Source organism: Halococcus sp. IIIV-5B (assembly GCF_003602035.1).
GTDB classification, from domain to species: Archaea; Halobacteriota; Halobacteria; order Halobacteriales; family Halococcaceae; genus Halococcus; species Halococcus salsus.
The window spans coordinates 23,046-49,047 of record NZ_QZWE01000018.1 but is presented as its reverse complement, the minus strand read 5'-3'; the positions used below and the strand labels follow the sequence as shown (position 1 = coordinate 49,047).

Sequence of the window (26,002 nt, the reverse complement as noted above, 5' to 3'; positions counted from 1 at the left end):
AACGACCGGGTTATCCGTTTTCGTGATCCAGTTCGAGCATGGAGTGTCGTCGGTGTGGGGGCTCGCTCGACCGCGCCGGCGACTTCTGTCTGGCGTGTGACACCGCCAACGCCGACTGCGTGGTCTGTGAGGTCGGTCGCGAGCGCGCGACCGTCACCAGTCTGCTCGACGGCGAGCGCGTCGGGACGTGGACGGTGACCACGGTCGAGGAATCGGGCGAGAACGAGAAGCGCGAGCGCCGGAACTTCGCGGGTCGGCTCGCCGACGAGATACATCGAAAACGACCCGAGGAGGTGTACGCGACCGGCGACCGCGACGTCTTGCGGGCCCTGCGTGCACAGCTCCACTACGACCTCCGGCGGGTGGCCGACCCCGACGGGGACCCGGTGCGGGCGGTGGTCGAGCGGAGCGGCGAGGTCCCGCTCGAAGTGGTCGAGACCCCGCCGCGCGAGAAGGTGGGCGGGAGCCACTCGACGCTGGTCGGCGGCCGGGCGGGCAAGCGGATCGTGCGCCTCGCCGCGGACCATCCCCACGTCAAGAAAGTCATTCCAGGACCGATCGACGCCGGCGGTCGTGGGTCGCGCACGGGCGTCCGAGCGAAGGCGACCCGGGCGGATGGGACGGGAAACGTCCGATTACTGGTTCGGGACGGTTCGAGCGTCCAGGAGGTGCGGGTGGTGACGACCGCCGCCGACCGCGCCCAGGGCGAGCGGGTTCGTGGGGACCTGAACGCCGGCCTCGACGAGGCGGGCTTTCGGGCGGCGTGAGACCGGCCACCGCGACGAACACGAAGGGTTTTAGCCGCGCGCCGGTCTACCGGGATCCACTATGGTCAACAAGAAAGCCGGAAGTGCGGGTCGGTTCGGCGCGCGGTACGGCCGTGTCTCGCGGCGACGCGTCGCCGAGATCGAGGCCGACATGGAGGACGCGACGGTCGACGGCGACGACGTGACCCGCGTCGGGACGGGCATCTGGAAGAACGAGGAGACCGGCGAGACGTTCGCCGGCGGGGCCTACCGCCCCGAGACGCCCGGTGGCCGCACCGTCAAGCGCTCGATCCGGGCGGCGCTCGCCGAGGAGAACGACGAGTGAGCTACAAGTGTTCGCGGTGCAAGCGCGACGTCGAACTCGACGACTACGGCGGCGTTCGATGTCCCTACTGCGGACACCGCGTCCTGTTGAAGGAGCGCGCCCGCGACGTCAAGGAAGTCGACGTCGAGTAGCGTGCGCCACGAGACGGTTCTGACGCTCGATTACGACGCCGCGAGCGACGCGGCTCTCGTCGAACGGAGCCTCGCGCCCGAGGTCGGCGACATCGAGGGCGACCGGACGACGGCGACGCTCGCGCGCGACGGCGACGAGATCCGGATCACCATCGACGCGGCGGACCTCGTCGCGCTCCGGGCGGGCCAGAACACCTGGCTCTCGTTGGTCGGTGTCGCCGAGCGGTGTGCGGCGGCCGGAGCGGATGCGTCGGGATCTCGCTAACGCCGCTGTTTCTCCTGGACACCGCCGTTCCTCCCGAGTACCGTTGTCCCTCTGCACACGGGTCGATGGTCACTCTCGTCTTCGGATCCGACTCTCGTCCCTGGTCTGATACCAGGCGACGCCGGCGACGACGCAGCCGGCGACGAGGCTCACCCCCGCGACTCCGTTGGTCAGGAGCGACGAGCGAAGCAAACCGTTGGCGACGGAAAACTGGATCCCAGCTGCGAGGAAGATCAGCCCGAAGCCGGCGACTCGCTTGCCGCTGGCCGTCCGCACACGCTCCCCGGTGAAACCGAGGACGATACTCGTGATACTGAGCGTGAACAGAATGACGACTGCTACGACGAGGGATAGGTCCGGGCTCACGACGCTCTCGGTGTTCAACGGATGCCCGACGGTATATACGTCCGTGATTCGGTCCGGACACGATCCGGCTCTCGCGACGCGGCGTGGTCCCGAAAGCAGGGGTTTTTCCCTCCGGACGGCCACGGAGGCAGTATGCAGGGTAACCTTCCGCCGGAAGCACAGGAGAAGATCGAGCAGCTCCAGGACCTTCAGGACAGCGCCCAGCAGGTCGCAGCCCAGAAACAGCAGGCCGAGAGCACGCTCACCTCCTCACAGACCGCGCTCGACGAACTCGACGACCTCGACGGCGACGCCACGATGTACCGCGAGGTCGGCGAACTCCTCATCGAGACGGAGTACGACGAAGCCAAAGACGACCTCGAGGACAAGGTCTCCAGCCTCGAAGTCCGCGTCGAGACGCTCCAGAAGCAGGAGGACCGCGTCCGCGAGCAGTTCGAGGACCTCCAGAGCGAGCTCCAGGAGATGCTGAGCGGCGGTGGCGGTCCGGGTGCGGGCGGTCCCGGCGGCCCGGGCGGGATGGGGCCCGGCCCGAGCGCCGGCGGATAGATGCCGACCGACGAGGAAGTGGTCGAAACGGCCAGCGACGCCGCCGAGGGACTGGTTCTCTCGCGCTACAAACAATCGGCGATCCGCGACCTCGACGTCACGGTGCGCTTCGAGGACGGCGTTCTCGACGTCGACGTCTACCTCGACGCGCCCGCGGACCCGGATCCGGAACTGGTCGCGGAGGAGGCGGTGCTCGCGGCGGAGTCGGCGGTGGACGATCTGTTCGAGGACGAGTGAGAGCGACTTCGCCGACGGAAAAATTCGCTACTTGAGGCGTTCCTGGAGGAAAGAGGGATGAGCGGCGGTGACGCCCTCGACCGAGAGGATCTTGTCCGAGATCACCCGTCCCACGGCGTCGCCGTCGGGGGCGCGGATCTCGGCCATCAGCATGTGGTCGCCGCTGGAGGAGTAGAGCGTTTCGACCTCGTCGAGCGCCTCGATGGCGCGGACCGCCTCGACGTACCGCCCGCTCTCGACCTCGATGCCGACCAGCGCGATCGAACGTCCCGAGAGCTTCTTCGGGTCGATGTCGGCGGAGTAGCCCGTGATCACCCCGTCGGTTTCGAGTTTGTCGATGTACTTTCGAACCGTGGGTTTCGAGACCCCCGCTCGGTCCGCGATAGCCGCATAGGAGGCCTGGGCATCCTCTTCGAGAACGGAGAGGATGCGGTCCTCGGTCGAATCGACGCTCATGAGTAGTAATTGGCGTCGGTGAAAAAATATCTTCCGAATCGGAAACCCGTCTTTTGGCCGAAACACACCCCTCGGCTTCCGGATCCTCGCAGTCGTGTCGCCGGACGACCGTTCGCTACCGACTTCCCTGAGACTCCCGACGGTCGCGGTTCGTCGGGTCGTGTTCGGAGTGGTTCACTCGGCCGCCGTGGCCTCGAAGCGGTCCAGGTCCATCTCGTAGAGTCGGGAGCCACACTCCGTGCACGAGAAGGTGAGCACCTGAAAGGAGCGACAGCAGGAGGAGACGTGGCCCTCGCTGGTGTCGATCGGTCCCTCACAGGCCGGACATCGGTCGAGGAAGAGGCGGAGCGCGGCCAGGACGTCCGCCCGTCGGGCGGGTTCGAGCCGCTCCCATCCCGGCAGCCGTTCGTCGAGCGCGTCCGCGGCGGTCACGTCGGCGAGCGCCGCGGTGTGGGACGGCCACTGTGCGATCAGGGTGGTCGCGGTGGTGGCGACGAAGGCGTCGTCGTCCGGCACGACACGGGTCTCGGAGTGCTCTGGGATGCCGAGCGCGTTCGCGAGGTGGGTCTCCTCGATGGCCGTCGATCGCCGTGGCCCGATGCGCTCGTGCCACGCGGCTCGGAACCCTTCGGTGAGGCGGAGGTCGGAGCCGTCCGCGGTGGGTTCGAGCGCGTCGGCGGCGACGAGAAGCCCCTCGACGTCGACCCCGTCGCTATCGTCCCCGGGGGCGGATGCCGGGGTCGGTGCTTTGTCGAACCACCGAAGCACGCCGTCGGGGAGATACCGCTTCGTGAGCTCCGGCGTGCCCGGAACCAGGTAGCCGCGGAAGTGGATCGCGGCGATCGAGGCCACGAGGACGCCCACCGGAACGACCACCCCACCGGCGACGAGCAGCAACCCGGTCGAGAGCAGGAGGGCGATCCCGACGTTGACGGTGGTGCAGGGGAAGCACCGGTTCTCGCCGACGTACGCCGGCTGGTACAGGCGGTCGAGCACGCTCATGAATACCGATCCGCGGCGTTCGGGATAACCCCTCGGGAACACGCCCTCACCGCTCCGCAGGAGTCGCGCACCCTCTCACCGACGCGACCGCCGGCTCTCGACACGGTGCCTCCGCTCGAATCGTGATACGGTAACGGGACGAACCGGTGCAGCCGGGTCGGAGCGAAGAATTCCGGGAGTTCGGCGCGCGGTGTTACTTGTGGGCGTCGAGCAGGTCGTAGCTGCGCTCCCACTCGTAGTCGTCGTCGAAGTAGCGTTCGGCGAGCGGCTCCTCGGGCATCTCGCCCGTCGAGCGCTTCTCCTGGCCGTAGGAGTGGCGGTCCTCGTCGACGTAGAACCGGCCGGTGAGGACTTCGCCCTCGTGGAGTTTGTCCTCGGTCTCGTGCATCATCTCGGCCGCCTCGCGGCGGTCGGTGACGTCGAAGTCGTAGTCCTCCGACTGCTGGACGTCGGTGTAGGGCACGTACTGCTTCGCGTCCTTGTTCCAGGTCGGACACTGGGTCAGGAAGTCGATGTGGGCGAAGCCGTCGTGTTCGATGGCCTCGGTGATGATCTCGGTGGCCTGGCGGGGGTTGACCGCCGCGGTCCGGGCGATGTAGGAGGCCCCGGCCGAGAGCGACATCGAGAGCGGTCGCACGGGGTCCTTCGCCGAGCCGTGGGGCTGGGTCTTCGACTTGTGACCCTTCGGGCTCGTCGGCGAGGTCTGACCCTTCGTGAGCCCGAAGATCTCGTTGTTGAACACGATGTAGGTCATGTCGTGGTTCTCGCGGGCGGTGTGCATGAAGTGGTTCCCGCCGATGCCGTAGCCGTCGCCGTCGCCGCCCGCCGCGACGACTTCGAGGTCGGGGTTCGCGAGCTTCGCCGCTCGCGCGACCGGGAGCGAGCGACCGTGGATCGAGTGCATCCCGTAGGAGTCGAAGTAGCTCGAGAGCTTGCCCGAGCAACCGATCCCCGTGACGAGCAGCGTCTCGTCCGGCGACCGGCCGACCTCGGGCATCGCGCCCTTGAGGGCCTTGAGGACACCGAAGTCACCACAGCCCGGACACCACGTCGGCTGGGGCTCGATACCCGGTGTGAACGCGTCGCGGTCGATCTCCTCGTCCTGTTCCCCGCTGCCGATGGCGCTGAATGCACTCATGTTAGTCACCTGCTGCGGGCTCGATGCGCACCTGTGCGTTGGGTGGCTCGTCCCCGCCGTTGATCTGGATCTCGAACCCTTCGACGACCTCGGCGGGTTCGAACGGATTGCCGTTGTACTTCAGGAGGCTCGACATCTTCTCGCCGAACCGCCCGAGTTCCTTCTGCGTGAGGCCGCGGAACTGCGCCGTGATGTTCATCTCGACGACGAGTGCCTCGTCCACCGATTCGAGGAACTCCGTGACCTCTTTCTTGGGGTACGGCATCATGTCGCTGACGCCGAGCGATTTCACCGACTCACCCTGGTCGTTGAGGCGGTCGACGGCTTCTTCCACCGTGCCCTGCTGGCTCCCCCAGACGAGAATGCCGTGCTCGGCGTCCTCGGGTCCGTAGGGGGTCTGCTGGGACGTGTCCTTCCCGTCGAGGTCGTCGCGGATGGCTTCGAGTTTCCGGGTGCGGCGGTCGACCTGCGCCACGCGGTTGTCGGGGTCCTCCTCGATGTGGCCCTGCGGGGTGTGTTCGTTGCCCGAGGCGAGGAACCGGCCACCCGACTGGCCCGGGATCGTTCGCGGGCTGACGCCGTTCTCGGGGTCGTGCTGGAAGCGGTTGTACTTCCCCGACTCGTGGTGGGCCGCCTCGCTGATCTCCTCCTCGGTGAGGACGCTCCCCAGGTCGGGGTTCGGTTCGCGGTCGAAGACGCTCGCGGGCATGCTCACGAGTTCGCCCGAGAGCTTCTGGTCGATGGCGATGATCGTCGGGATCTGGTACTCGTAGGCGATCCGGAAGGCCTCGCGCGATTGCTCGTAACACTCCTCGACCGTGCCGGGCGCGAAGACGACGCGGTTCGAGTCGCCCTGACTCGTATAGAGGATGTGTTCGAGGTCGCCCTGTTCGGGTTTGGTCGGCATCCCAGTCGAGGGACCCGCCCGCATGGCCTCGACGAGCACGAGCGGCGTTTCGGTCATCTCCGCCAGCCCGAGCGGTTCGCTCATCAGGGCGAAGCCACCGCCCGAGGAGCCGCTCATCGCCTTCACGCCCGCGTGGGACGCGCCGATGGCGAGCGCCGCGGCGGCGATCTCGTCCTCGACCTGTTCGGCGATCCCGCCGAACTCGGGGAGGTGCTGGGTCATCGTGGTGAAGACGTCGGTCCACGGGGTCATCGGGTAGCCCGCGATGAACCGACAGCCCTCGTCGAGTGCGCCGTAGGCGACACCGTGGCTGCCGTTGACGAGGACCTGCTCCTCGTCGTGCTCGCCCGTCGGCACCTCGATGTCGTGCGAGAAGTCCTTCGAGTCGACCTCCTCGTAGGCCTCTTCGAGGACGGTGATGTTGGTCTCGAGGATGTCGCCGCTCATCCGGTCGTTCATCAGCTCCTCGAACGGGTCGGTCTCCATCCCGATGAGGGCGGCGGTGGCGGCCACGCCCGCGGTGTTACGCATGATCTCGCGGCCGTGTTCGCGTGCCAGCCCCCGGAGGTCGAGCGGGTAGACGTGCCAGTCGTTCGCCTCGACGCGCTCGTCGAAGTCCTCGATCTCGCTGGCGTCGAGCAGCCCCTCGTCGTAGACGATCACACCGCCCTCGCGGAGCTCGTCGAGGTTCTCCGCGAGCGGTTTGGCCTCCTCGTTCCCGTAGTAGGCCTCGCCGCTGGCCTGCGGGTTGCGGGCGAAGCTGTCGCCCAGCGCGAGCAGGAAGTCGTAGCCATCACCCCGGGACTTCACCGGGTGGTCGGCGGCGCGTACCTCGACGTAGGTGTGCCCACCTCGAATCCGGGAGGGATAGTGTCTGTGTGTGAATACATGCAGTCCGGCACGCATCAGCGCCTTCGTAAAGTTCTGGCTGGTCGAGTCGATCCCGTCGCCGGAACCGCCCGCGATCCGCCAGATGAGTTCTGATCCAGTCATGGCTGTCCTCGATTCTACCGTGGAAATAGGGTTGTCTCGGGAGTGTAATATGGGTTCCGATAAATCAGTATTGGTCTATCATGTAAGTCTGATATATATTGGCACTCTCACGGGGTGTCCGTCGCTCGGGTCCCTGATTCGTGTCGTTTCGAGTCGGAGGCGCTGTCGGACGGTTCGAGGCTTCAGACCCGCGTGACCTGCACCAGGTCGGTGACGACCTGCCAGACCTGTCGAACCACGATCTGGAGGTCGAACCAGAACGACTGTTCGTTGATGTATTTGATGTCGTATCGGAACTTCGCCTGGGGGTCGGTGCTCGAGACCCGGTTGATCTGGGCCAGTCCCGTGAGGCCGGGCTTGACGAACCAGCGCTTGCGCCAGGTCCGGATCTCGGCTTCGAGTTTCGGCTCCTCGTCGACCCAGACCGCCCGGGGTCCGACCACGCTCATGTCGCCGACGAGGATCGAGACCAGCTGTGGGATCTCGTCGAAGTGGGTGCGTCGGAGCAGCCGGCCGACGCGGGTGATCCGCGTGTTCTCGCGGTCGTCTATCGGGGTCGCGTCCTCGCTGTCCGGCACCATGCTCCGGAACTTGAGCACCTGGAACGTCTCGCCGAACTCCGCGGTCCGTTCCTGGGCGTAGAACAGCGGGCCGCCGTCGTCGAGTTTGATCCCGACCGCGATGACGAGGATGATGGGGAGAAGTGCGACGAGCCCGACGAACGCGAAGCAGACGTCGAAGGCGCGTTTGACCGCGCGGTCCTGTGGGTCCCAGGGTTCGAGGTTGGTGTCGATGAGCGTCTCCCCGCTCGCCTCGCTCGTGAGGACGCTGTCGGCGTGCTTTCGGTGCACTTTCGCGACCACGCCGTGGGTGTAACACGTCGCGAGCGCCCCGAAGAACTCGGTTCGATCGGAGCGTTCGAACGCCAGCACGGCGGTGTCGATGTCGTGCTCGACCAGCACGTCGTCGAGGTCCGAGAGTCCCCCCAGACACTCGATCCCGTCGAGACGCGTTCCGATCCGGGTGCCGCCGTCGGCGAGTTCGATCGTCGCCCGGTCGGGTCCGGTCTCGTAGCGCATCGCGGGCGCGATGTAGCCGACGACGGGGAGGTCGGCGGTTCGGAGCACCTCGTCCATCGCGTCGGGGTCGTCGCCGATGAGCAACACGCGGTCGGTCGTCGTCTCCGGTCGGCGGCGGATGGCGACGAACCACGCCGGCAGACCGATACACAACAGCAGGGTCGAAAGGAGGAGGGTCGTTCGCGGCAATCGGTAGGTGTAGTTGAAGTAGCCGATCGCCGCGAGCGCGAGCGCGGCGGTCAGCACCCGTCTGAGGGTTATGGAGATCGTATCCAGGATCCGGCGTGGCTGTGGTTTGAACAGCGGGACCATGGCGATGAGAACGATCGGGAGCGTCGTCGCAACGGCTAAGAGCAGACCCGGTCCGACGAGCACCGTCGGGTCGAGCCGGTCGAACGGCGGGATCGCCGTTATCGCGGCCTGGGCGAGCGGGTGGTCCGCGACGACGACCGAGAGGACGACGAGGACGCACGTACCGACGCTACTCGCGATGCGATATCGCCATCCGGTGTTGTATCCCATGCTGATCCTGACGAATCGAATGAACGAGGGACGGGCGTGGAGATAAGTTTTGTGAACTCCGCCATCGGAGGGAGAGAGGCTCGAAACGGCCGTTTATCCGGGTTTCGAGCGATCCGGAGAACCCCTCGCCTCCCGACGAACCATGCGCCAGCCGGGAGTCGAACCCGGACCAGCGGTCACAGCTCGTACTCATCGGCCCATCGAATATCGGGGTGATCGACCGATGATTCGAATCGGAGAACGACGTTCGCAGCGGGTGCGTCGTCGAAATCGATCCAGTACAACGTCTCCTTTTCAGGACAGAAAATGAGATATGCATCGACCTCGTTCGCCCCGTAGTAGCTATCGTTCGTCCCGGCTGCGTTCGGATTCGAACGTTTCAACGAGCACCGGAGCATTCGCTCGTCGTCGCGGAGCGTCGCGTGTTTGACCTGTATCCTCAGCAGCTCGTCATCGGTATCGAGAACGAGGTCGTATGGACAGTGGCCGGATGTGGGAACCGAGACCCGATAACCCAGCTCCACCAGCTCTGCAATCGCTCGCGTTTCGGCGATGTCCCCTTTCTGCCCGGTGTTCATCGTCGTACCACTCACTACCGTCGACTCACTGCGCGATCGCACTTAGTCCTCCGGAGACGACAGCGGTCTCCGAAGTGGAACGGTACTGCGCCGGCCGGGAGTCGAACCCGGGCTAATGGCTTGGAAGGCCATTGTCCTACCGCTAGACCACCGGCGCTTACCACGTCCGCACCGTTTCTCGACGGATGGTATCCGCCTTACACTGGCGCTCCCAACGCCCTTTCCCACCGCGGTCACTAAGTCGGTTTCCCTTCGGCGCGCCCCGCGACCACCCCGTAGCAGTTCCCGCGCTCCTCGAACGTCCGCTCGACGTCGAGCCGGCTTCGCTCCAGGTCGGCCGCGAACTCCGCGGGGTCGTAGATGTGGTAGTAGCGGGCCACCGTCTCGCCGCCGGGCAGCGTCCAGTCGACGGTGGTGTCGAACCCCTCCTCACGGTCGAATCGGTCGTGGGTCGTACTCCACGCGCTGACGAGCGCGCGCCCGCCCGGCGTGAGGACCCGCGCGAGCTCGTCGAGGCTCGCGAGGCGCGCGTCCCGGCTCGGGAGGTGGTGGACCGCGGCGATGTAGACCGCGAGCCCGACGCTCCGTGGGGCGAGCGGGAGGGCCGTCGCGTCGCCCTGACACAGGTCGACCGCGAACCCGCGCTCCCGGCGGCGTTCACGTGCGGCGTCGAGCACGCTCCGGCTCAGGTCGACCCCGACGACCCGCTCGGCGCGCTCGGTCATCACCTCGGCGTGGCGCGCGTTGCCACAGCCGAGGTCGAGCCCGCGGTCGACACGGTCCGTAGCCTCGACGAACCGCTCGACCGCGGGCCACGGATGCTCGCGCGTGCGCGAGAAGTGCCCACCGATGCGGTCGTAGGTCTCGCGCACGTCGCGCCGGCTCGGCTCGTCTCCCATCTCGCCGCCTGCTTCGGGGTCCCCGGGGTTAACCCATCGGAAACGAGCGGACACGGTCGGTGTGTTCACCCCGCGGTCGTCGAACTCACTACCACGCGCTACTGATAGATATATAGATAGACAAATTGATAAATATCTGATGCCAGCTCGAAAACGAAACGACCGTTCCACGAGGTCGACGATATCGAAAGTCGGACAGAGCGGCCCAAAAGCCACTTTTTGCGTCCGCTCGATTCTGTATCGAACGATCCATATGGACTCGAACGGACCGAGGTATAGCGGTATAGAGACGAATATACTGGTACAAGCTACAATATATATAGAATTCGAAAATACTATATTGTTATCACGGTCATCATCTGGCGATGACGCGAGAATTCACACGGCGGGATGCCATCGCCACGATCGGAGCCGGGGGAGCCGTCGCACTCGCGGGGTGTTCCGGGAGTTCGAACGGGAGCAACGGTAGTAACAGCAGCGGCGGGGGCAATCAGAGCGGGGGTAACTCGTCCGGCGGGAGCAACTCGTCCGGCGGGAGCAGCCAACAGGCGAGCCAGCCCCTGACCGCCGACGGGTCCTCGACGGTCTACCCGATCACCAGCAACGGCGCGTCGGTCTGGAACTCGAACCCACCGGCGGGCGACGAGGACTACTGGATGCCGAGCGACTACGGCATCGAGACCGACCTGCCGATGGCGAGCTACTTCGCGAGCGCGTACGGTCTCGATGGGGGCGACAACCAGGGCCAGCCGCCGTACCTCGTCAACGTCGGTCTGAGCCACTCGGGCACCGGCATCGAGAAGCTGATGAACGGCCAGGTCGACATCGGCGACGCGAGCGCGACGGCCAAGGAGGAGCTCCCGGACGCCGACAAGTCGACCCTCGACAAGTTCGTCGACCACGTCGTTGGCGTCGACGGCCAGCCGATCATGGTCAGCCAGGCGGTCTACGACGCCGGTGTCGATACGCTCACCGGCCAGGAACTCAAGGGGATCTACAAGGGCGACATCCAGGAGTGGAGCGAGGTGGAAGCCTACAGCGGTCCCGAGAAGGAGATCCAGGCGATCTGCCGCTCGGAGGGGTCGGGGACCGACACCTCGTTCCGCTCGAACCTCTACGGCAGCGCCGATGCACCGATCGACGGTTGTGACGCCCGGATCGGCCAGAACCAGCAGGTTCGGACCACGGTCCTCAACTCCGACAACGCGATCGCCTACGCCGCGCTCGCGTTCGTCGGCGGCCAGGCCCCCGCGATCTCGCTCGAACTCGACGGGACGACCTACACGCCCGGCGAGAACCTCGGCGAGAGGGGCTACCCGCTCGCCCGCGACCTGCACTGCTACACCTGGCAGGACACCTCGCAGAAGGAAGCCGCCTTCCTTCGGATGCTCCTCAGCCCGTACGGTCAGGAGAACTTCGTCGAGCCGAACGATTACTTCCCGCTGCCGGACTCCCGGATCCAGGAGGAACTGGGCAAGCTTCCGGAGCCGACCGGCGACTTCAACCTCGGCAGCGCACCCAACTCCAGCAGCTCGAACGGTTCGAGCAGTTCGAGCAGTTCGACCAGCTCGACGGGTACGACCGGCATGCCCGGGACGACCAGCGGTTAAGCGGCTCATACCGACTCAATGTTTTTCATGAACGGAGCACAATGTCGACGATAGACGAACTCAGACAGTCCCTCGGCGCGTCCGACACGGAGGAGTCGACCGACTTGAGCGCGCTCGTTGCCGGCGGTATCGGACTGGTCTGCCTGCTCGGGGCGTTCGGGAGCTTCCTCCTCAACACGGGCCTCACGGCGGTGTTCCTGCTCGGATTGGTGCTGGTGGTCGCCTACGGGTGGTACGCCCACCAGGCCGAGACCGCGAAGAGCCTCACGTTCGTCGCGACCGCGTCGACGATCGTCACGATGGGACTGATCGTCGTGTTCATCTTCCGGGAGGCGCTGCCGATGATCCAACAGGAGGGGTTGAGCCTCGTGATAGACACCTCCCCGCCGCTGTGGGACACCAGCGACGCGGTGTACTCACTCACCCCGCTGATGTGGGGGACCTTCGTCACGACGGTCATCGCGATGGCGGTCGCCGGTCCGCTCGGCGTGGCCGGCGCGCTCTTCATCTCGGAGATCGCGCCGGGCTGGCTTCGGGAGGTCGTCAAGCCCGGCATCGAGATCCTCGCCGGGATCCCGTCGATCGTCTACGGCTTCCTCGGGCTCACGGTCATCAACACCTACTTCGCCGACAGCGATATCCTCGGGCTCGCGGGGCTCGGGAGCCTCTTCGCCGTCGGCTTGATGATCGGGCTGATGGCGCTGCCCACCGTGGTCTCGGTCGCCGAGGACGCGCTCGCGAGCGTCCCCGAATCGATGAAGAGCGGTTCGCTCGCGCTCGGCTCGACCGACTGGCAGACGATGACCGACATCACGATCCCGGCGGCCTTCTCGGGCGTTTCGGCCGCGGTGCTGCTCGGTGTCGGGCGGGCGATCGGCGAGACGATGGCCGCGACGGTGATGCTCGGCAACATCGTCGAGTTCCCCGACCCGATCTACGACGTCTTCGGGAACTCGATCACGCTCACGAGCGCCATCGCGAGCCAGTACGGTGACGCCGGCGAGGTGCAGCTCACGGCGCTGTTTGCAGCCGGCGTCGTGCTGTTCGTGACCGTGCTCGCGATCTCGGTCGGCTCGCAGGTCATCGAGGCACGCATGGAACACAAACTCGGAGGCCAACAATGAGCGACGCCTACGACCGACAGCTCGTCAGCGAGGACACGACCACGTTCGAGCGGTTCTGCGGTGGTATCGTCGGCGTCAGCTTCCTGCTGTTCGTCTTCGGGCTGACCACCCTCTTTCAGGTCGCGAGCCTCGACACGCGGATCCTCGGGCTCGAACTGGTCCAGTTCTTCGGCCTCGGGCTGACGGTCGTCGGTGTCACCGTGCTCGCGGTCGGCGCTGCGTCCCGGACCGACACCGTCGACACCATGCCGGGCGATACGTCGGGCATCGGCGTCGCGGTCGGTTTCGGGTTGATCGGGGTCGTCATCGGCGGTCTCACCGCCTCCCAGACCTTCGGGCTGGGGCTCGTCGGCTGGCTGCTCGCCGCCCTCGTCCTCGGCGGAGCGATGGCCGCGGTCGCGCTGTTCACCCGCGAGGACGTCGGCTCGACGGTGCTCCCCGGCGGCGTCGCCATCGCGGTCGGGCTCGTCCTCCTGTTCGAAGTCATCGGCCCGGAGTGGTCGTGGGCCCCCGGTGACTTCTCGGCGACGTTCAACGCCCTGGTCGTCGTCGCCGTTCTGGTCTCGTTTTCGAGCCTGCTCCTCACCTGGACCGGCGCGAAGGCGTACGCCGGCTTCGGGAGTCGTGGCCGGCAGAACGGGGCCTACCTCCTGATCGGGCTGAACGCGATCACGATGATCGCCATTCTCCTGCTGCTCGTGGTCTTCGTCTTCTCGAAAGGCTGGCCGGCGCTCACCCGGGGACTGCAGATCGGCCCCGGACTCAACCTCGACATCCCGTTCCTCATGAACGTCTCGCAGGGGATCTACGTCGACGTTCCCGGCGTGCTCCCGGCGATCATGGGGACCGTCTGGATCATCATCGGCGCATCGCTGTTCGCCATCCCGCTCGGGGTCGGCGCGGCGATCTTCCTCACCGAGTACGCCGAACAGGGCAACTTCACGCGGGTCGTCGAGATCACGACCAACGGGCTCTGGAGCACTCCGAGCGTCGTCTTCGGGCTCTTCGGCTACGCCTTCTTGGTGCCCCGCTTCGGCAACAACCAGTCCCTCCTCATCGCGATGCTGGTGCTCGGCTTCATGCTGTTGCCCCTGGTGGTCATCACGAGCCGCGAGGCGCTGAAGAGCGTCCCCAGCGACTACCGTGACGCGAGCGCGGCGCTCGGGGTGAGCCAGTGGCAGACGATCCGAAGCGTCGTGCTCCCGGCCGCGCTGCCGGGCGTCATCACCGGCGTGATCCTCGGCATCGGCCGGATCGCGGGCGAGACCGCCCCGCTCATCCTCGTGCTCGGGGGGACACCGTTCCCGAGCACGGTCCCGCGGGTGATCGAGGGCTTCGAGTTCACGATGGCACCGCCGTTCATCTCGAACGACGTGTTGCTCCAATCGACGAGCGCGTTGCCCTACCAGATCTACGCGAGCATCACCGCCGGCGTCGGGACCCAGGACGCACAGGCCTTCGGCTGGGGGACGGCGCTCGTCCTCCTGCTGGTCGTGCTCTCCTTTTACCTGGTCGGGATCATCGCACGAAAATACTTCAGCAGGAAACTACGGAGCGACTGACAATGAGCAAGACAACCGAAGAACACGACGAGACGGCGGAACAGGCCGAACAGCAACCCGATTCGACGCCGACATCGGGGTCGGGAACCCCACGCGGGTCGGCCACCGGGGGCCAGGGATCGACGTCCCGCACGACGGTCTCGGGCGAGACCGCGGAGGAGACCAAGGAGGCGTGGGTCACCTACGAGTTCGACGGCGAGGCGAAGGTCACGACGACGGACCTCAACGTCCACTACGGCGACGACCACGCCATCAAGAACATCTCGATGGAGATCCCCGAAAAGAGCGTGACGGCCTTCATCGGACCGTCGGGCTGTGGGAAGTCCACGTTCCTGCGGTGTCTCAACAGGATGAACGACCGGATCCGGAGCGCGAGCGTCGACGGCTCCGTGACGCTCGACGGCAAGGAGATCTATCAGGACGGGGCCAATCTCGTCGAGCTCCGAAAGCGGGTGGGAATGGTCTTCCAGCAGCCGAACCCGTTCCCGAAGTCGATCCGCGACAACATCGCCTACGGGCCGCGAAAACACGGCGACATCAAGACCGGGCTGCTCGCCCGACTGCTCGACAACGACTCGAAGGAGAAGGAGGACGAACTGGTCGAGCGCTCACTTCGGCAAGCGGCGATCTGGGACGAGGTGAAGGACCGACTCGACGACAACGCACTCGGGCTCTCGGGCGGGCAACAACAACGCCTCTGTATCGCTCGCTGTCTCGCGACCGACCCCGAAGTGATCCTGATGGACGAGCCGGCATCGGCGCTCGACCCGATCGCGACCTCGAAGATCGAGGACCTGATCGACGACCTCGCGGAGGAGTACACCGTGGTGATCGTGACCCACAACATGCAGCAGGCGGCTCGGATCTCGGACCAGACGGCGGTCTTCCTCACCGGCGGGGAGCTCGTCGAGTACGGCGACACCGATGCGATCTTCGAGAACCCCGAGAGCCAGCGCGTCGAGGACTACATCTCCGGAAAGTTCGGGTGATGGCGCGCGAACGCTATCGGGACCAGCTCGATACGCTCCGTGGCGACGTGCTGTCGATGGCGGCACTGGTCACGGACCGGCTCGAAACGGCGCTCGACGCGCTCGAATCCGGCGACCACGACCGCGCTCGCGAGCTCGTCGAGAGCGACGACGCGGTCAACGAACGATACCTGGATATCGAACGCGAGTGCATCGACCTCTTCGCGCTCCAACAGCCCGTCGCCACCGACCTCCGGTTCGTCGCGGCCTCGTTCAAGATCTGCACCGACCTCGAACGCGTCGCCGACCTCGCGGTGAACCTCGCCGAGTACACGCTCGCGGCCGACGACGCCGAGTTCCCCGGGGTGGACCTCCGGGAGACCGGCGGGGTCGCGGCCGAACTCCTCGACGACGCCGTCACGGCGTACGCCGAGGAGAACGCTTGGGCGTGTCACGAGATCGCCGACACCGACGACGAACTCGACGCGCTGTGTGAACGGGCCGGGCGGGCGGTGCTCCACGACCTCGTCGAGACCGAGGCCACGACGGCGAGGGCGACCGACCGGCTGGTCGAGACCGTCTTCAGCGTCGCGCTCGCGCTCCGCGACATCGAACGCATCGGCGACCACGCCGTCAACATCGCCGCACGAACGCTCTACATGCTCGAAAGCGACGAATCACTCATCTGAATCAGCAACCATGGAAACACGCAAAGTCCAACTCACGGGCGGTTCGACCTACACGATATCGCTCCCGAAGCGGTGGGCCGACGAACACGGGATCGAGGCGGGCCGGGAGCTCTCGCTCGAACCCAACGGCGACGCCTCGCTCGTCGTCCGGGCCACCGCCCCGCGGAACGACCGCCGGGCCACCGCCCGGATCGGGGTCGACGGCTACACCCACCCGAACCTCCAGCGGACCGTCGAGGCACTGTACACCGTCGGCTTCGACGAGTTCACCCTCAGCTCCTCGGGCGGGTTCTCGACCGCCGAACGCCGAGCGGTCACCGCCGCGACCGCGAAGCTCGTCGGGCTCGAAGTCCTCGAGGAGACCGACGCCCGGATCGTTCTGACGAACATGCTCGGCAACGACGGCGAATCGGTTCGCCAGTCGGTGCTCCAGCTCGAATACGTCACGGTCTGGATGCACCGCAACGCCGTGACCGCGGTCGCGAACGCCGACGTCGACCGCGCCGCACAGGTCATCGAACGCGACGACGAGGCCGACCGACTGTTCGGCCTGGTGAATCGCCAGTTCCACCGTGCGCTCCGGAGCATGCAGGCCGTCGAACAGCTTGGTTTCGACCGCCCGACGCTGTTCGCCTACTACACCACCGCCCGCCAGCTCGAACGTGTCGCCGACCACGCCGAACGAACCGCGAGCGTGGCCCGGCGGCTCGAAGACCCGACGACCGTCGATTCGCTCGACGACCTCGCGACGGCCGCCCACGAGTCCCGCGAGGTGGTGACCGACGCCGCGAGCGTGCTCTTGGGAGGTGGCTCGGTCGACCAAGCCTACGACGCCTTCACCGCCCGCGACCGCCTGCTCGACGACCTCGACCCGCTCGACCGGGCGCTCCACGACGGCTCGGCCCCCGACACCTACCTCCTCGGGCTCGTGCTCGACAGCGCTCGCCGGACCGCCGAGTACGGCGGGAACATCGCCGAGGCGATGGTCCAGCTCTCGGTCCAGAACGACTGAGTACACGACCTCGACGGCTACGTATCGCCGACGAGCGCCGCCACCGACTCCAGGTCGGCGAGGTCGGCGTGGTCCGTGAGTTCGGCGGCCTCCTCGCGATAGCTCGTGTAGACCGCCTCCGCCCACTCGCGAGCGGCGGGTGCGTCGGTGTCGACGTACGTCCGGAGGAGCCCCGTCTCGTCGCCGTAGACGCCCACCCCGACCCGGTCGTCACAGAGCGTCAGCCCGAACGGGAGGTCGTCGTGGACCCGAAGCGCGAGGTTCCCGCTCGCGAAGGCGTGCTCCGCCCGCTCAGGGTTGGTTCTGAGGAGCTCCTCGACCACCTCAGGTGGAAAGACGGCGTCCGTCCGCATCCCGTCGACGATGCGCTCGTAGATCTCGTCGAGATGGAGCGGGTTGATCGAGGCGGGGTCGAGCCCGCGGAGCGTCTCGGTCTCGTTCACCAGCGACATGAACCGGCTCACCGGGCGATAGGGGTTGCCGGGTTCGGCGGTCGTCACCGTCGCGTTGGCGAAGGCCGCGACGTCGAACTGGACGTCGTGGGCGGCGGCGGCCTCCAACACCGGCGCGACCGCCCACGCCGTCTCGATGGTCGTCTCGAACTCGGCGAGCGTCTCGGCGCTCACCTCACCAAGCGGGGTGAGCACGAACTCGCCCGCGGACCGCTCGACCAGGTCCTCATCGCGGAGCGCTCGGGTGAACCGGTGGACCGTGGACTTCGACACCCCGAGGTGTCGTTCCAGTTCCCGCCGGTCCATCCCGCCGGTCGACCGGAGGGCGTCGAGCACCGGCGCTCGCCTGACGAGGTCGATGAGCCGTTCGGTCTCCATCCTCGATCGTGTGTCTCCCTCACAACGTCTTAACTGTTGCTTCAACGTGCGTTCACCGTCGAGAGAAGACCGATCGTGGCCGACCAGTGCTCGCCGCTAGGTTCGACGGCCCGACGACGCCCGAATCCGGGGGCCGTTTCACGACCTGAGACCGTCCCGTCGACTGAAATCGTACCGCTCGGAGCCTATAACCAGGATCCACACTATTCTCCATCCGTCGGTGGTCGAGCGGCGGTCGTGCGTACGGCCGGAACGGCCGCCGCCGGAGCAGACCAATGGCAAGCAGCACCACAGAGTTCGACGGAGAGACCGAGACGACGACCACCACGGCGGTCGAGAACGAATCCGGGTTGGACAGTAACGTCGCCGGGGCGCTCTCGTACGTCTTCGGCTTCGTCTCGGGGCTGATATTCTACCTTATCGAGAAGGAAGACGAGTTCGTTCGCTGGCACGCCGCCCAGAGCATCGCACTGTCGGCCGTCGTCGCGGTGGTCTCCATCGCACTCAGCTTCGTCGGCACGGCCATCTCCGTGGCGACGTTCAGCGGGAGTTCCGGACTGTTCCTCGTCGGAAGCCTGGTTTCGCTCGTCCTCGGGCTGGTCTGGCTCGTGGTCACCGTCGGGGCCGTCGCCGTGTGGCTCTACCTCATCGTCAGGGCCTACCAGGGAAAGACGGTCCGCCTTCCCGTCGTGGCGACCCTCGCCGACCGGCTGGTGTGAGCGGGCGATGAAAGCGACCGCGCTCGACCCGTTCCTCCCGGTGACGCTCACCCCGGCCGGGACGATCGCGGACGAGCCATATCGAACACCCGCTTCCGTCGAGACCGACGGCGGGTCGAACGACGAGCCCGAGTTCGCCGTCTACACCGACGACCGGTACGGCTACCGGCTCGCGTGCCCGGCCGACTGGTCGGTCGAACCCGACCCCTCGGGCGTCGTCCTCGAGAGCCGCCGGAGCGGTGCCGGGGCGGCGGTGTTCGTCGAGACGAGCCCGTTCGACCCCGCGACGTGTGCCGCGACGTTCCTGGCCGAACTCGCCAACGACGACCATGTCCACTCGCTCGAACTCCGCGGTCACCGCGAACGGGAGCCGGGGGACGACCACCAGGGTGTCGTCGTCGACTGCACCTACGTCGGGGACTCCGGCGACCGATGGTGGCTCTCGTACCTCTTCGCTCGGGACGACCGCACCGGCTACACCCTCGGGGTGGACTGGAACGACACGACCGGGTTCGAGGCGACCGCCGAGCGGATCGTCGCCTCGTTCGCGCTCGAACCGCTCGACCGATCACGGAAACCAAATCAATGAGACGACACGCAGCTTCGACGATACTCGTCTGCCTCGTCGTCGTCCTCGCGGGCTGTACCGGCCTCGGTGGCCTCGGCGGCTCGGGGGGCGATGAAACATCGACAGCCTCGAACGCCGGGTCCGGTGGCGACGGTGGTTCCGAACCCGCCGCGAGCGGGGGCGGGAACGCCACGGCCGCCGACGCGGGTTCGTCGGGCGGCTCGGCGAGCGGTTCGTCCGACGATGCCGACACCGCTGCGGCCAGTGGTGGTAGCGATAGTAGTGATAGTAGTGATAGTAGCGATTCGAGCGCCGGCGGCGAGAGCGACTCGTCCGGCGGTGCGGAGAGCGGCTCGTCGAACGACGGCGCGCTGGACGCCGAGGAGGAGTGGTTCAACCTCTCGAAGCCCGGTCGGTACGTCTTCGAGATCGAATCGGCCGAGGAGGGCACCGGACGGATGGCCTTCGAGGTCACGAACGTCGAGGACGGCCAGTCGACGGTGACGACCAACTACGAGATCGGCGGGGATTCGGCCGAATCGACCGTCACGGGACCGGTCGGCGAGGTCGAGTCCCAGCTCGTGATGTCGCCGATCTACGGCTACCTCATCGCGATCCAGCTCGGCGGCATCGGGGCCGGTGCCGTCGGCGGGGGTCAGGACCTCACGGTCGGCGACCAGTTCTCCCAACAGTCCGCCGAGGGCTCGACGAAGATCGAAGTCACCGGCACCGACTCGTACGCCGGGATCGACTGCTACGTGGTCGAGACCCGGATCAACGGCACGCTCAACCAGGAGGTCTGCACCCAGCAGGCCTTCTCCAGCGCGCCCTACGTCGCCATCTACGACGAGAACGGGACGCTCAGCCAGCGGGTCGAACTCGTCGAGTACGAGCGGAACTGACCGCTCCTTCCCACCGGCTTCGGAACCCTCCCGCTGGTTTCGGAACGGGTGGTCGACCGTTCGAGTAAGGAGAATCTTGATCCTCCGTGACGACGAAAACGAGTCCGAGATGAGTGTCCACGAGGCGACCGTCACGAGCAAGGGGCAGATCCCGAAGGCGGTCCGCGACCGGTTGGACCTCGAACGGGGCGAGAAAGTCTCCTTCGAGGTCGCGGAGGACGGCACGGTTCGACTCTGAAGGAGGACGCGCCGCTTGACGAACTCCGGGGACTCCGCGACGAGATCGAGTTCACCGAGACCGACATCGAAGCCATGCAACGCGAATCGAAGCGGCGCTGGAGCAGCGTCGAGTGATATTCGTCGACTCGTGGGTCTGGATCGAGTTCTTCGCCGCGGACGACCGCTGGCGCGACGCCGAGGCGGTGCTCGAACGGATCTCCGAGTGGCGTGGTCGCACCGACGGTTCTGATGGAGGTCCGCTACCGTATCGGCAAGACGTTCGATGCGGGACGCGCCGAACGAGTGGTCGGAATCATCCAGCGATTCGAGGAGGTGGTGCCGATCACCGCCGACGCCGCGCTGACCGCCGCACGGCTCCGCGAGAAGTACTACCAGCGCGGCGAGCGCGTGCTCTCCTACGCCGACGCGATCCATCTCGCGCTCGCGATGATGACCGGCTGTGAAACCCTGTGTTCGGGCGATCCCGATTTCGAGGGAGCGGACGAGATCGAGACGGAGATCATCTGAAAGAACACCGAGCGCTCCCGCCTCCAGTTACTCCTCCAATCGGATGCGCTCCGAGAACGGGTCGTACGCCGAATCGCTCGAAAGGATCGCGTCGTCGCCGGCGGACACGAGGTGGAGCGCATCGAGCGGCGTGAGTCCGTGTTCTTCGACGTGACTCGCCGCCGCGAGGACGGTTTCGACGTCGCCACGGACCTCAACAAGTCGACTCGCGTTCACGACGACCCGTTCGACGTCTCTGTCTTCACGATAGGCGACCAGCATGAGTTCGAGTAGGGCGTACTGCGAGGTCCATAGCTCCTCGCGATGTTCCTCGTACAGTGTCACGGCCCGCTCTCCAAGCCAGTCGTCTTCTTTGATAAGTGCGAGCAGGAAATCCACCTCGACGTAGATCACGGGCCGGCCTCGTTGAGCGCCTCGTCCAGTGCCCCCTGCTTCAGTTCCTCGACCGAAGCGTCTACGTCGCGGAACTCCTCACGGAGCGCGGCCAGTGGGTCCTCGTCGACGGGGATCAGTACGAGCCGGTCACCGCGGTCGACGAGTTCGAACCGGTCGCCGAACTTCTCTCGGAGGTGTTTCGGGAGATAGACACGGCCGTCCTCTGCGTCCACGTCCATAGGTGAGGTAGTGGCTAAACCTATGTAAACGCTCCGCGGATAGGGTCGTTTTCCCACAATGCGGGTCGAATTGGAAACGTCTTGGACGGTCCCATTCGTCGTCACTCGTGAATCCGATAATGTATGGCGGCTACAGTCTCCCGTCACAGCACTGCCGTCGCCATCACGAAGCGACTGCTCGCGGGTTACGTCGAGAGAAGTGCGCTGGCCGAGATTTGAACTCGGGTTGTGACCATGGCAAGGTCACGTGATACCACTACACTACCAGCGCCCTGCACTCTCAGTATCCCGCTGGAAGGTAAAAGCGTTCCGAATCGAATCCGAACCACCGGACGGAGACCCGCTCTACGGGGCTCGTCGCGCCCTGTGAACGCGGCGCACGCGTCCAGCGAAGCGCTATCCTTTTACGAGCCAATACGGTAAAAGCGCCACAGTCTAGTGGCACGGCGCGAAAGCGCCGGCATGACACGCAGCGTACTCGTGCCGTCATCCCTCTGTCGGGAGGCGAGCGACAAACGCGAGGCGACCCACAAGGTCGGCCTCGTGGCTCGTGCGGCCACCGTCTTCCGGGTCGACCGCGTCACGGTCTTCCCGGACGACGGTGGGAACCGACGATGGGGTGGCGGATTCGTCGCCACGGTACTCGCGTACGCCGCGACGGCCCCCTACCTCCGAAAGGAGGCCTGGGGCACGCGCGAGGAATTGGAGTACGTCGGTGTCCTGCCGCCGCTTCGCCCCGTCCCACGGACCGGCTCCGGACCACAGAGTTCGGGGTCGTTAAGACAGGGAATCGTGACCGAGGTCGGCCCTGATGGGCGCGTTCGGGTCAATTGCGGACTGCAACACCCGGTCTCGCTCGTCGTGCCTCCCGCGATGGAGGTCGGCGAGGGGGAACGCGTGACCGTCAGGATATCTTCGCGAGAACCGGTCCGCGCACGGATCGTCGACGAACCCGCACCCGGGTTCACCGTCGACCGCGCGGACCTCCCGGCGGCGCTCGGCCGTGAGGATGCCGGGCTCCGGGTCGCCACGTCACGCCACGGTGAGGCGCTGACGACGGACGGACTCGGAGCACTGGCCGGAGGGCCCGGCGACCTGACAGTCGCCTTCGGGGCCCCCGAACGAGGGCTGCCGGAAATGCTCGACATCGACGTCGCGTCGGTGACGAGCGCCGAACCGGACGGCGGGTTCGACCGCTGGCTCAACACGGTTCCGAACCAGGGCAGTGAGGTGGTCCGCACGGAAGAAGCCGTGTTCGCGACCCTCGCCTGCCTGACCCTGCCGTAACAGAGGGAACACACAAGATGGTACAACCAAACAGACCACGAAAAGGCTCGATGGGCTACAGCCCGCGCAAGCGTGCGACCAGCGAGGTCGCGCGCTTCGGGTCGTGGCCCGACGACGACGGACAGCCCGGGCTGCAGGGCTTTGCCGGCTACAAGGCCGGCATGAGCCACGTCGTGATGATCGACGACGCGGCGAACTCGCCACGCGAGGGGATGGAACAGACGGTTCCTGTCACCGTCGTGGAGACGCCCCCGATGCGCGCGGTCGCCCTGCGTGCCTACGAACAGACCCCCTACGGACTCCGCCCGCTCACCGAGACGTGGACCGACGAGTTCCACGCGGACCTCGACAGAGCGCTCGACGTCCCCGACGGCGAATCCGACCCCGACGCGTTCGAGGAGGCCGTCTCCGAGGGTGACGTTTCGGAGATCCGCGCCATCACCCACACCGTTCCGGGTGGGATGGCGAACATCCCGAAGAAGAAACCCGACGTGATGGAGACCCGGATCGGCGGCGGCGACGTCGACGACCGCCTCGAGTTCGGTCTCGACCTCATCGCCGGCGGCGGCGAACACAACATGACCGAAGTGTTCCGCCCCGGCGAGTACATGGACGTCGCCGGCGTCACGAAGGGCAAGGGCACCCAGGGCCCCGTCAAGCGCTGGGGCGTCCAGAAACGCAAGGGCAAACACGCCCGGCAGGGGTGGCGGCGCCGCATCGGTAACCTCGGCCCGTGGAACCCTTCGCGCGTGCGCTCGACCGTCCCCCAGCAGGGACAGATGGGCTACCACCAGCGGACGGAGCTCAACAAGCGCCTCGTGAGCGTGGGCGACGGCGACGACGCCAGCGCCGAGGGCGGCTTCGTCGGCTACGGCGAGGTCGACGGCCCCTACGCGCTCGTGAAGGGATCGCTTCCCGGTCCGGACCAGCGACTCGTTCGCTTCCGACCGGCGATCCGACCCGGAGACCAGCCGCGCCTCGACCCCGAGGTCCGGTACGTCTCGACCGCCTCCAACCAAGGACAATGAGTGTAACCAAATTCGACACCGACGGCGAGGACGCGGGCGAGGTCGACCTCCCCGAGGTCTTCGAGACGCCGTACCGCCCCGACCTCATCGCGCGGTCGGTGCGCGCCGCCCAGGCCAACCGGTCGCAGGCCCACGGGGCCGACGACTACGCCGGGATGCGTACCCCCGCCGAATCGATGGGGAGTGGCCGCGGGATGGCCCACGTCCCCCAGTCGAACGGGCAGGCACGGCGTGTCCCCCAGGCCGTCAGCGGCCGTGCGGCACACCCGCCGAAGGAAGAACAGGACCGTTCGCAGAAGGTCAACACGAAGGAACGAAAGCTCGCGACCCGGAGCGCCATCGCGGCCACGGCCGACCCCGAACTGGTCGAAGAGCGCGGGCACGTCTTCGAGGGCGACCTCCCGCTCGTCGTGAGCGACGAGTTCGAGGACCTGGAGAAGACCCGCGAGGTCGCCGACCTCCTCGACTCGCTCGGGGTCGCCGGCGACATCGAGCGCGCCGAGGACCGGACGGTCCGCGCGGGCCGCGGGACGACCCGTGGCCGGAAGTACAAACGAGCCAAATCGATCCTGTTCGTCACGAGCGGCGAGCCCTCGCGCGCGGCGCGCAACCTCGCCGGGGCAGACGTCGCCACCGCACAGGAGGTCAACGCGGAGGACCTCGCGCCCGGCACGCAGGCGGGCCGGCTGACGATCTGGACCGAGAGCGCCATCGAGGAGGTAGCCAGCCGATGAGCGTAATGAAATACCCCTACGTCACCGAGAAGGCGATGAACGAGATGGACTACCGGAACAAGCTCCAGTTCGTGGTGGCGACCGACGCCACCAAGGCCGACGTCAAGTCGGACCTCGAGGAGCAGTTCGACGTCGCCATCACGAAGGTGACCACCCAGGTCACCCCGCGGGGGCAGAAGAAGGCGACCGTCACGCTCAGTGAGGACGACGACGCACAGGACGTCGCCTCGCGGCTGGGGGTGTTCTGAGATGGGACGACGGATCCAGGGTCAGCGACGTGGTCGCGGGACCCCGACGTTCCGCGCGCCTTCGCACCGCTACAAGGCCGAACTCTCCCACCCGACCGTCGAGGGCGACGACGTGGTCTCGGGCACCGTCGTGGACATCGAACACGACCCCGCCCGGAGCGCGCCGGTCGCCGCGGTCGAGTTCGACGACGGCGACCGCCGACTCGTGCTCGCACCGGAAGGCATCGGCGTCGGCGAGCAGCTCCAGGTCGGCGTCACCGCCGAGATCAAACCCGGCAACACGCTCCCGCTCGCCGAGATCCCCGAGGGGATCCCGGTCTGCAACGTCGAGAGCCACCCGGGCGACGGCGGGAAGTTCGCCCGGTCGTCGGGCGTGAACGCCCAGCTGATCACCCACGACCGCCACGCCGCGGTGGTCGAACTGCCGAGCGGCGAGATCAAACGCCTCAGCCCGCAGTGTCGTGCCACGATCGGCGTGGTCGCGGGCGGCGGCCGGACGGAGAAGCCGTTCGTGAAGGCGGGGAACAAACACCACAAGATGCGCTCGCGCGGGACGAAGTACCCCCGTGTGAGCGGTGTGGCGATGAACGCCGCCGACCACCCGTTCGGTGGCGGTGGCCGTCAGCACCCCGGCCAGCCGAAGAGCATCTCGCGGGACGCACCGCCCGGCCGGAAGGTCGGTGACATCGCCTCGCGGCGAACCGGGAGGAAGTAAACATGAGTTCGGACTACAGAACCGGCCGTGAGGGCGAGTTCACCTACCGCGGCCACACGATGGAGGAACTGAACGCGATGGAGATCGACGAGGTCGCCGAGCTGCTGCCGGCCCGCAAGCGCCGCAGCATCGAGCGCGGGCTCTCGATCGAGAAGGAGAAACTCCTCGAGAAGGCCCGCGAGGCCGACGAGGAGGACACCGCGAACGACCCGATCCGGACGCACCTGCGCGACATGCCGGTGCTCCCGGCGTTCGTCGGCAAGACCTTCGCGATCCACAACGGCCAGGAGTTCGAGCGAGTACGCATCGAACCCGAGATGCTCGGCCACTACCTGGGCGAGTTCCAGCTCACCCGGACGTCGGTCGAACACGGCCAGGCGGGCATCGGGGCGACGCGGTCCTCGAAGTTCGTACCGCTCAAATGATGGGGAACT

34 protein-coding genes and 2 tRNA genes are annotated in these 26,002 nt (G+C 66.7%); 23 read left to right on the top strand and 13 right to left on the bottom strand.

The annotated features are described in order from the left end of the window. Window positions 1-38 precede the first annotated feature (38 nt). The 4 genes from D3261_RS12805 to D3261_RS12790 all read left to right on the top strand — a co-directional run bounded on the left by D3261_RS12805 (window position 39) and on the right by D3261_RS12790 (window position 1,488). The gene (locus D3261_RS12805; protein ID WP_120072965.1) at window positions 39-767 is read left to right on the top strand and encodes a DUF2103 domain-containing protein; all 729 of its coding nucleotides are present in this window, start codon (window positions 39-41) and stop codon (window positions 765-767) included. Between the two features lie 61 nt (window positions 768-828). Continuing rightward, entirely contained in the window at window positions 829-1,092 is a 264-nt protein-coding gene (locus tag D3261_RS12800; protein WP_120072964.1) for a 50S ribosomal protein L37ae, read from the top strand. Next, on the top strand, window positions 1,089-1,223 hold the full coding sequence (locus D3261_RS12795) for a DNA-directed RNA polymerase subunit P (protein WP_007695916.1): 135 nt from the start codon (window positions 1,089-1,091) through the stop codon (window positions 1,221-1,223). The genes D3261_RS12800 and D3261_RS12795 overlap by 4 nt, the downstream gene beginning before the upstream one ends. A gap of 1 nt (window position 1,224) precedes the next feature. Next, window positions 1,225-1,488: a KEOPS complex subunit Pcc1 gene (locus tag D3261_RS12790; RefSeq protein ID WP_120072962.1), complete on the top strand. Its 264-nt coding sequence runs from the start codon at window positions 1,225-1,227 to the stop codon at window positions 1,486-1,488. A gap of 69 nt (window positions 1,489-1,557) precedes the next feature. Here D3261_RS12790 and D3261_RS12785 read toward each other — a convergent pair whose 3' ends face one another. Beyond that, entirely contained in the window at window positions 1,558-1,854 is a 297-nt protein-coding gene (locus D3261_RS12785; protein ID WP_120073018.1) for a hypothetical protein, read from the bottom strand. A gap of 132 nt (window positions 1,855-1,986) precedes the next feature. Between D3261_RS12785 and D3261_RS12780 the strand changes: the two genes are divergently transcribed. After that, complete coding sequence (locus tag D3261_RS12780) at window positions 1,987-2,400, top strand: prefoldin subunit beta (protein ID WP_120072960.1); 414 nt, start codon at window positions 1,987-1,989, stop codon at window positions 2,398-2,400. Next, the gene (locus D3261_RS12775; RefSeq protein ID WP_120072958.1) at window positions 2,401-2,637 is read left to right on the top strand and encodes a DUF3194 domain-containing protein; all 237 of its coding nucleotides are present in this window, start codon (window positions 2,401-2,403) and stop codon (window positions 2,635-2,637) included. A 27-nt stretch (window positions 2,638-2,664) separates the two neighbouring features. On the opposite strand, the gene lrpA1 is transcribed toward D3261_RS12775, so the two are convergent. The 8 genes from lrpA1 to D3261_RS12735 form a co-directional block, all read right to left on the bottom strand. Beyond that, on the bottom strand, window positions 2,665-3,093 hold the full coding sequence (gene lrpA1 / locus D3261_RS12770; RefSeq protein WP_120072956.1) for an HTH-type transcriptional regulator LrpA1: 429 nt from the start codon (window positions 3,091-3,093) through the stop codon (window positions 2,665-2,667). 174 nt (window positions 3,094-3,267) lie between these two features. Next, entirely contained in the window at window positions 3,268-4,095 is an 828-nt protein-coding gene (locus D3261_RS12765) for a hypothetical protein (RefSeq protein ID WP_120072955.1), read from the bottom strand. A gap of 193 nt (window positions 4,096-4,288) precedes the next feature. Further along, the gene (locus D3261_RS12760) at window positions 4,289-5,233 is read right to left on the bottom strand and encodes a thiamine pyrophosphate-dependent enzyme (protein WP_120072953.1); all 945 of its coding nucleotides are present in this window, start codon (window positions 5,231-5,233) and stop codon (window positions 4,289-4,291) included. Between the two features lies 1 nt (window position 5,234). Beyond that, entirely contained in the window at window positions 5,235-7,133 is a 1,899-nt protein-coding gene (locus D3261_RS12755) for a 2-oxoacid:acceptor oxidoreductase subunit alpha (protein WP_120072951.1), read from the bottom strand. A gap of 182 nt (window positions 7,134-7,315) precedes the next feature. Then, a complete protein-coding gene (locus D3261_RS12750; protein ID WP_120072949.1) occupies window positions 7,316-8,734 on the bottom strand; it encodes a sugar transferase in 1,419 nt (472 codons plus the stop codon). A 176-nt stretch (window positions 8,735-8,910) separates the two neighbouring features. After that, on the bottom strand, window positions 8,911-9,327 hold the full coding sequence (locus tag D3261_RS12745; protein ID WP_233553989.1) for a group I intron-associated PD-(D/E)XK endonuclease: 417 nt from the start codon (window positions 9,325-9,327) through the stop codon (window positions 8,911-8,913). 71 nt (window positions 9,328-9,398) lie between these two features. Beyond that, a tRNA-Gly gene (locus D3261_RS12740) sits at window positions 9,399-9,469 on the bottom strand. Between the two features lie 79 nt (window positions 9,470-9,548). Beyond that, entirely contained in the window at window positions 9,549-10,211 is a 663-nt protein-coding gene (locus D3261_RS12735; protein ID WP_120072946.1) for a class I SAM-dependent methyltransferase, read from the bottom strand. A gap of 365 nt (window positions 10,212-10,576) precedes the next feature. Here D3261_RS12735 and D3261_RS12730 point away from each other — a divergent pair, with 365 nt between their 5' ends. Genes D3261_RS12730 through D3261_RS12705 form a run of 6 tightly spaced genes read left to right on the top strand, consistent with a single transcriptional unit; the run spans window position 10,577 to window position 17,176 of the window. After that, a complete protein-coding gene (locus D3261_RS12730) occupies window positions 10,577-11,821 on the top strand; it encodes a PstS family phosphate ABC transporter substrate-binding protein (RefSeq protein ID WP_120072944.1) in 1,245 nt (414 codons plus the stop codon). Window positions 11,822-11,862: 41 nt separating this feature from the next. Then, window positions 11,863-12,945 carry a phosphate ABC transporter permease subunit PstC gene (gene pstC / locus D3261_RS12725; protein ID WP_120072942.1) on the top strand — a complete coding sequence of 361 codons (1,083 nt, stop codon included), beginning with the start codon at window positions 11,863-11,865 and terminating at the stop codon, window positions 12,943-12,945. Next, window positions 12,942-14,507: a phosphate ABC transporter permease PstA gene (gene pstA, locus D3261_RS12720; RefSeq protein WP_120072940.1), complete on the top strand. Its 1,566-nt coding sequence runs from the start codon at window positions 12,942-12,944 to the stop codon at window positions 14,505-14,507. Before pstC ends, pstA begins: the two co-directional genes overlap by 4 nt. Window positions 14,508-14,509: 2 nt before the next feature. Next, window positions 14,510-15,496, top strand: coding sequence for a phosphate ABC transporter ATP-binding protein PstB (gene pstB, locus D3261_RS12715; protein ID WP_120072938.1), 987 nt, complete (start codon window positions 14,510-14,512; stop codon window positions 15,494-15,496). Continuing rightward, a complete protein-coding gene (gene phoU, locus D3261_RS12710) occupies window positions 15,496-16,164 on the top strand; it encodes a phosphate signaling complex protein PhoU (RefSeq protein WP_120072936.1) in 669 nt (222 codons plus the stop codon). The genes pstB and phoU overlap by 1 nt, the downstream gene beginning before the upstream one ends. Before the next feature lie 10 nt (window positions 16,165-16,174). Further along, window positions 16,175-17,176, top strand: coding sequence for a phosphate uptake regulator PhoU (locus D3261_RS12705; RefSeq protein WP_120072934.1), 1,002 nt, complete (start codon window positions 16,175-16,177; stop codon window positions 17,174-17,176). Window positions 17,177-17,193: 17 nt separating this feature from the next. Here the strand turns inward: D3261_RS12705 and D3261_RS12700 are convergent, their stop codons facing one another. Beyond that, a complete protein-coding gene (locus tag D3261_RS12700; protein WP_120072932.1) occupies window positions 17,194-18,006 on the bottom strand; it encodes a winged helix-turn-helix domain-containing protein in 813 nt (270 codons plus the stop codon). A 275-nt stretch (window positions 18,007-18,281) separates the two neighbouring features. On the opposite strand from D3261_RS12700, the gene D3261_RS12695 reads away from it, so the two are divergent. The 5 genes from D3261_RS12695 (at window position 18,282) to D3261_RS12675 (ending at window position 20,942) form a co-directional block, all read left to right on the top strand. Continuing rightward, complete coding sequence (locus tag D3261_RS12695) at window positions 18,282-18,725, top strand: DUF4870 domain-containing protein (RefSeq protein WP_120072931.1); 444 nt, start codon at window positions 18,282-18,284, stop codon at window positions 18,723-18,725. 7 nt (window positions 18,726-18,732) lie between these two features. Continuing rightward, window positions 18,733-19,314, top strand: coding sequence for a hypothetical protein (locus D3261_RS12690; protein ID WP_120072929.1), 582 nt, complete (start codon window positions 18,733-18,735; stop codon window positions 19,312-19,314). After that, a complete protein-coding gene (locus D3261_RS12685) occupies window positions 19,311-20,195 on the top strand; it encodes a hypothetical protein (protein WP_120072927.1) in 885 nt (294 codons plus the stop codon). The genes D3261_RS12690 and D3261_RS12685 overlap by 4 nt, the downstream gene beginning before the upstream one ends. A gap of 109 nt (window positions 20,196-20,304) precedes the next feature. Continuing rightward, window positions 20,305-20,433, top strand: a complete 129-nt coding sequence (locus tag D3261_RS20720; protein ID WP_233553988.1) for an AbrB/MazE/SpoVT family DNA-binding domain-containing protein — start codon at window positions 20,305-20,307, stop codon at window positions 20,431-20,433. 230 nt (window positions 20,434-20,663) lie between these two features. Then, window positions 20,664-20,942, top strand: coding sequence for a PIN domain-containing protein (locus tag D3261_RS12675; RefSeq protein ID WP_233553987.1), 279 nt, complete (start codon window positions 20,664-20,666; stop codon window positions 20,940-20,942). A gap of 27 nt (window positions 20,943-20,969) precedes the next feature. Here D3261_RS12675 and D3261_RS12670 read toward each other — a convergent pair whose 3' ends face one another. The 3 genes from D3261_RS12670 to D3261_RS12660 form a co-directional block, all read right to left on the bottom strand. Continuing rightward, the gene (locus D3261_RS12670) at window positions 20,970-21,332 is read right to left on the bottom strand and encodes a type II toxin-antitoxin system VapC family toxin (protein ID WP_394337581.1); all 363 of its coding nucleotides are present in this window, start codon (window positions 21,330-21,332) and stop codon (window positions 20,970-20,972) included. Further along, window positions 21,332-21,556, bottom strand: a complete 225-nt coding sequence (locus D3261_RS12665; protein ID WP_120072924.1) for an AbrB/MazE/SpoVT family DNA-binding domain-containing protein — start codon at window positions 21,554-21,556, stop codon at window positions 21,332-21,334. Before D3261_RS12665 ends, D3261_RS12670 begins: the two co-directional genes overlap by 1 nt. A gap of 200 nt (window positions 21,557-21,756) precedes the next feature. Further along, window positions 21,757-21,827: transfer RNA gene (locus D3261_RS12660), tRNA-Gly, on the bottom strand. Window positions 21,828-22,018: 191 nt separating this feature from the next. Between D3261_RS12660 and D3261_RS12655 the strand changes: the two genes are divergently transcribed. From D3261_RS12655 to D3261_RS12630, 6 genes are read left to right on the top strand one after another with little or no spacing between them, the layout of a single operon-like run. After that, window positions 22,019-22,843 (top strand): putative RNA uridine N3 methyltransferase, encoded by an 825-nt coding sequence (locus tag D3261_RS12655; protein WP_120072922.1) that lies wholly within the window; start codon window positions 22,019-22,021, stop codon window positions 22,841-22,843. A 17-nt stretch (window positions 22,844-22,860) separates the two neighbouring features. Further along, window positions 22,861-23,871, top strand: a complete 1,011-nt coding sequence (locus D3261_RS12650) for a 50S ribosomal protein L3 (RefSeq protein WP_120072920.1) — start codon at window positions 22,861-22,863, stop codon at window positions 23,869-23,871. After that, window positions 23,868-24,605, top strand: a complete 738-nt coding sequence (gene rpl4p / locus D3261_RS12645) for a 50S ribosomal protein L4 (protein ID WP_120072918.1) — start codon at window positions 23,868-23,870, stop codon at window positions 24,603-24,605. The genes D3261_RS12650 and rpl4p overlap by 4 nt, the downstream gene beginning before the upstream one ends. Further along, window positions 24,602-24,853 (top strand): 50S ribosomal protein L23, encoded by a 252-nt coding sequence (locus D3261_RS12640; RefSeq protein WP_007695859.1) that lies wholly within the window; start codon window positions 24,602-24,604, stop codon window positions 24,851-24,853. Before rpl4p ends, D3261_RS12640 begins: the two co-directional genes overlap by 4 nt. Before the next feature lies 1 nt (window position 24,854). Further along, complete coding sequence (locus D3261_RS12635; protein ID WP_120072916.1) at window positions 24,855-25,568, top strand: 50S ribosomal protein L2; 714 nt, start codon at window positions 24,855-24,857, stop codon at window positions 25,566-25,568. 2 nt (window positions 25,569-25,570) lie between these two features. Beyond that, window positions 25,571-25,993 (top strand): 30S ribosomal protein S19, encoded by a 423-nt coding sequence (locus tag D3261_RS12630; protein ID WP_120072914.1) that lies wholly within the window; start codon window positions 25,571-25,573, stop codon window positions 25,991-25,993. Window positions 25,994-26,002 lie beyond the last annotated feature (9 nt).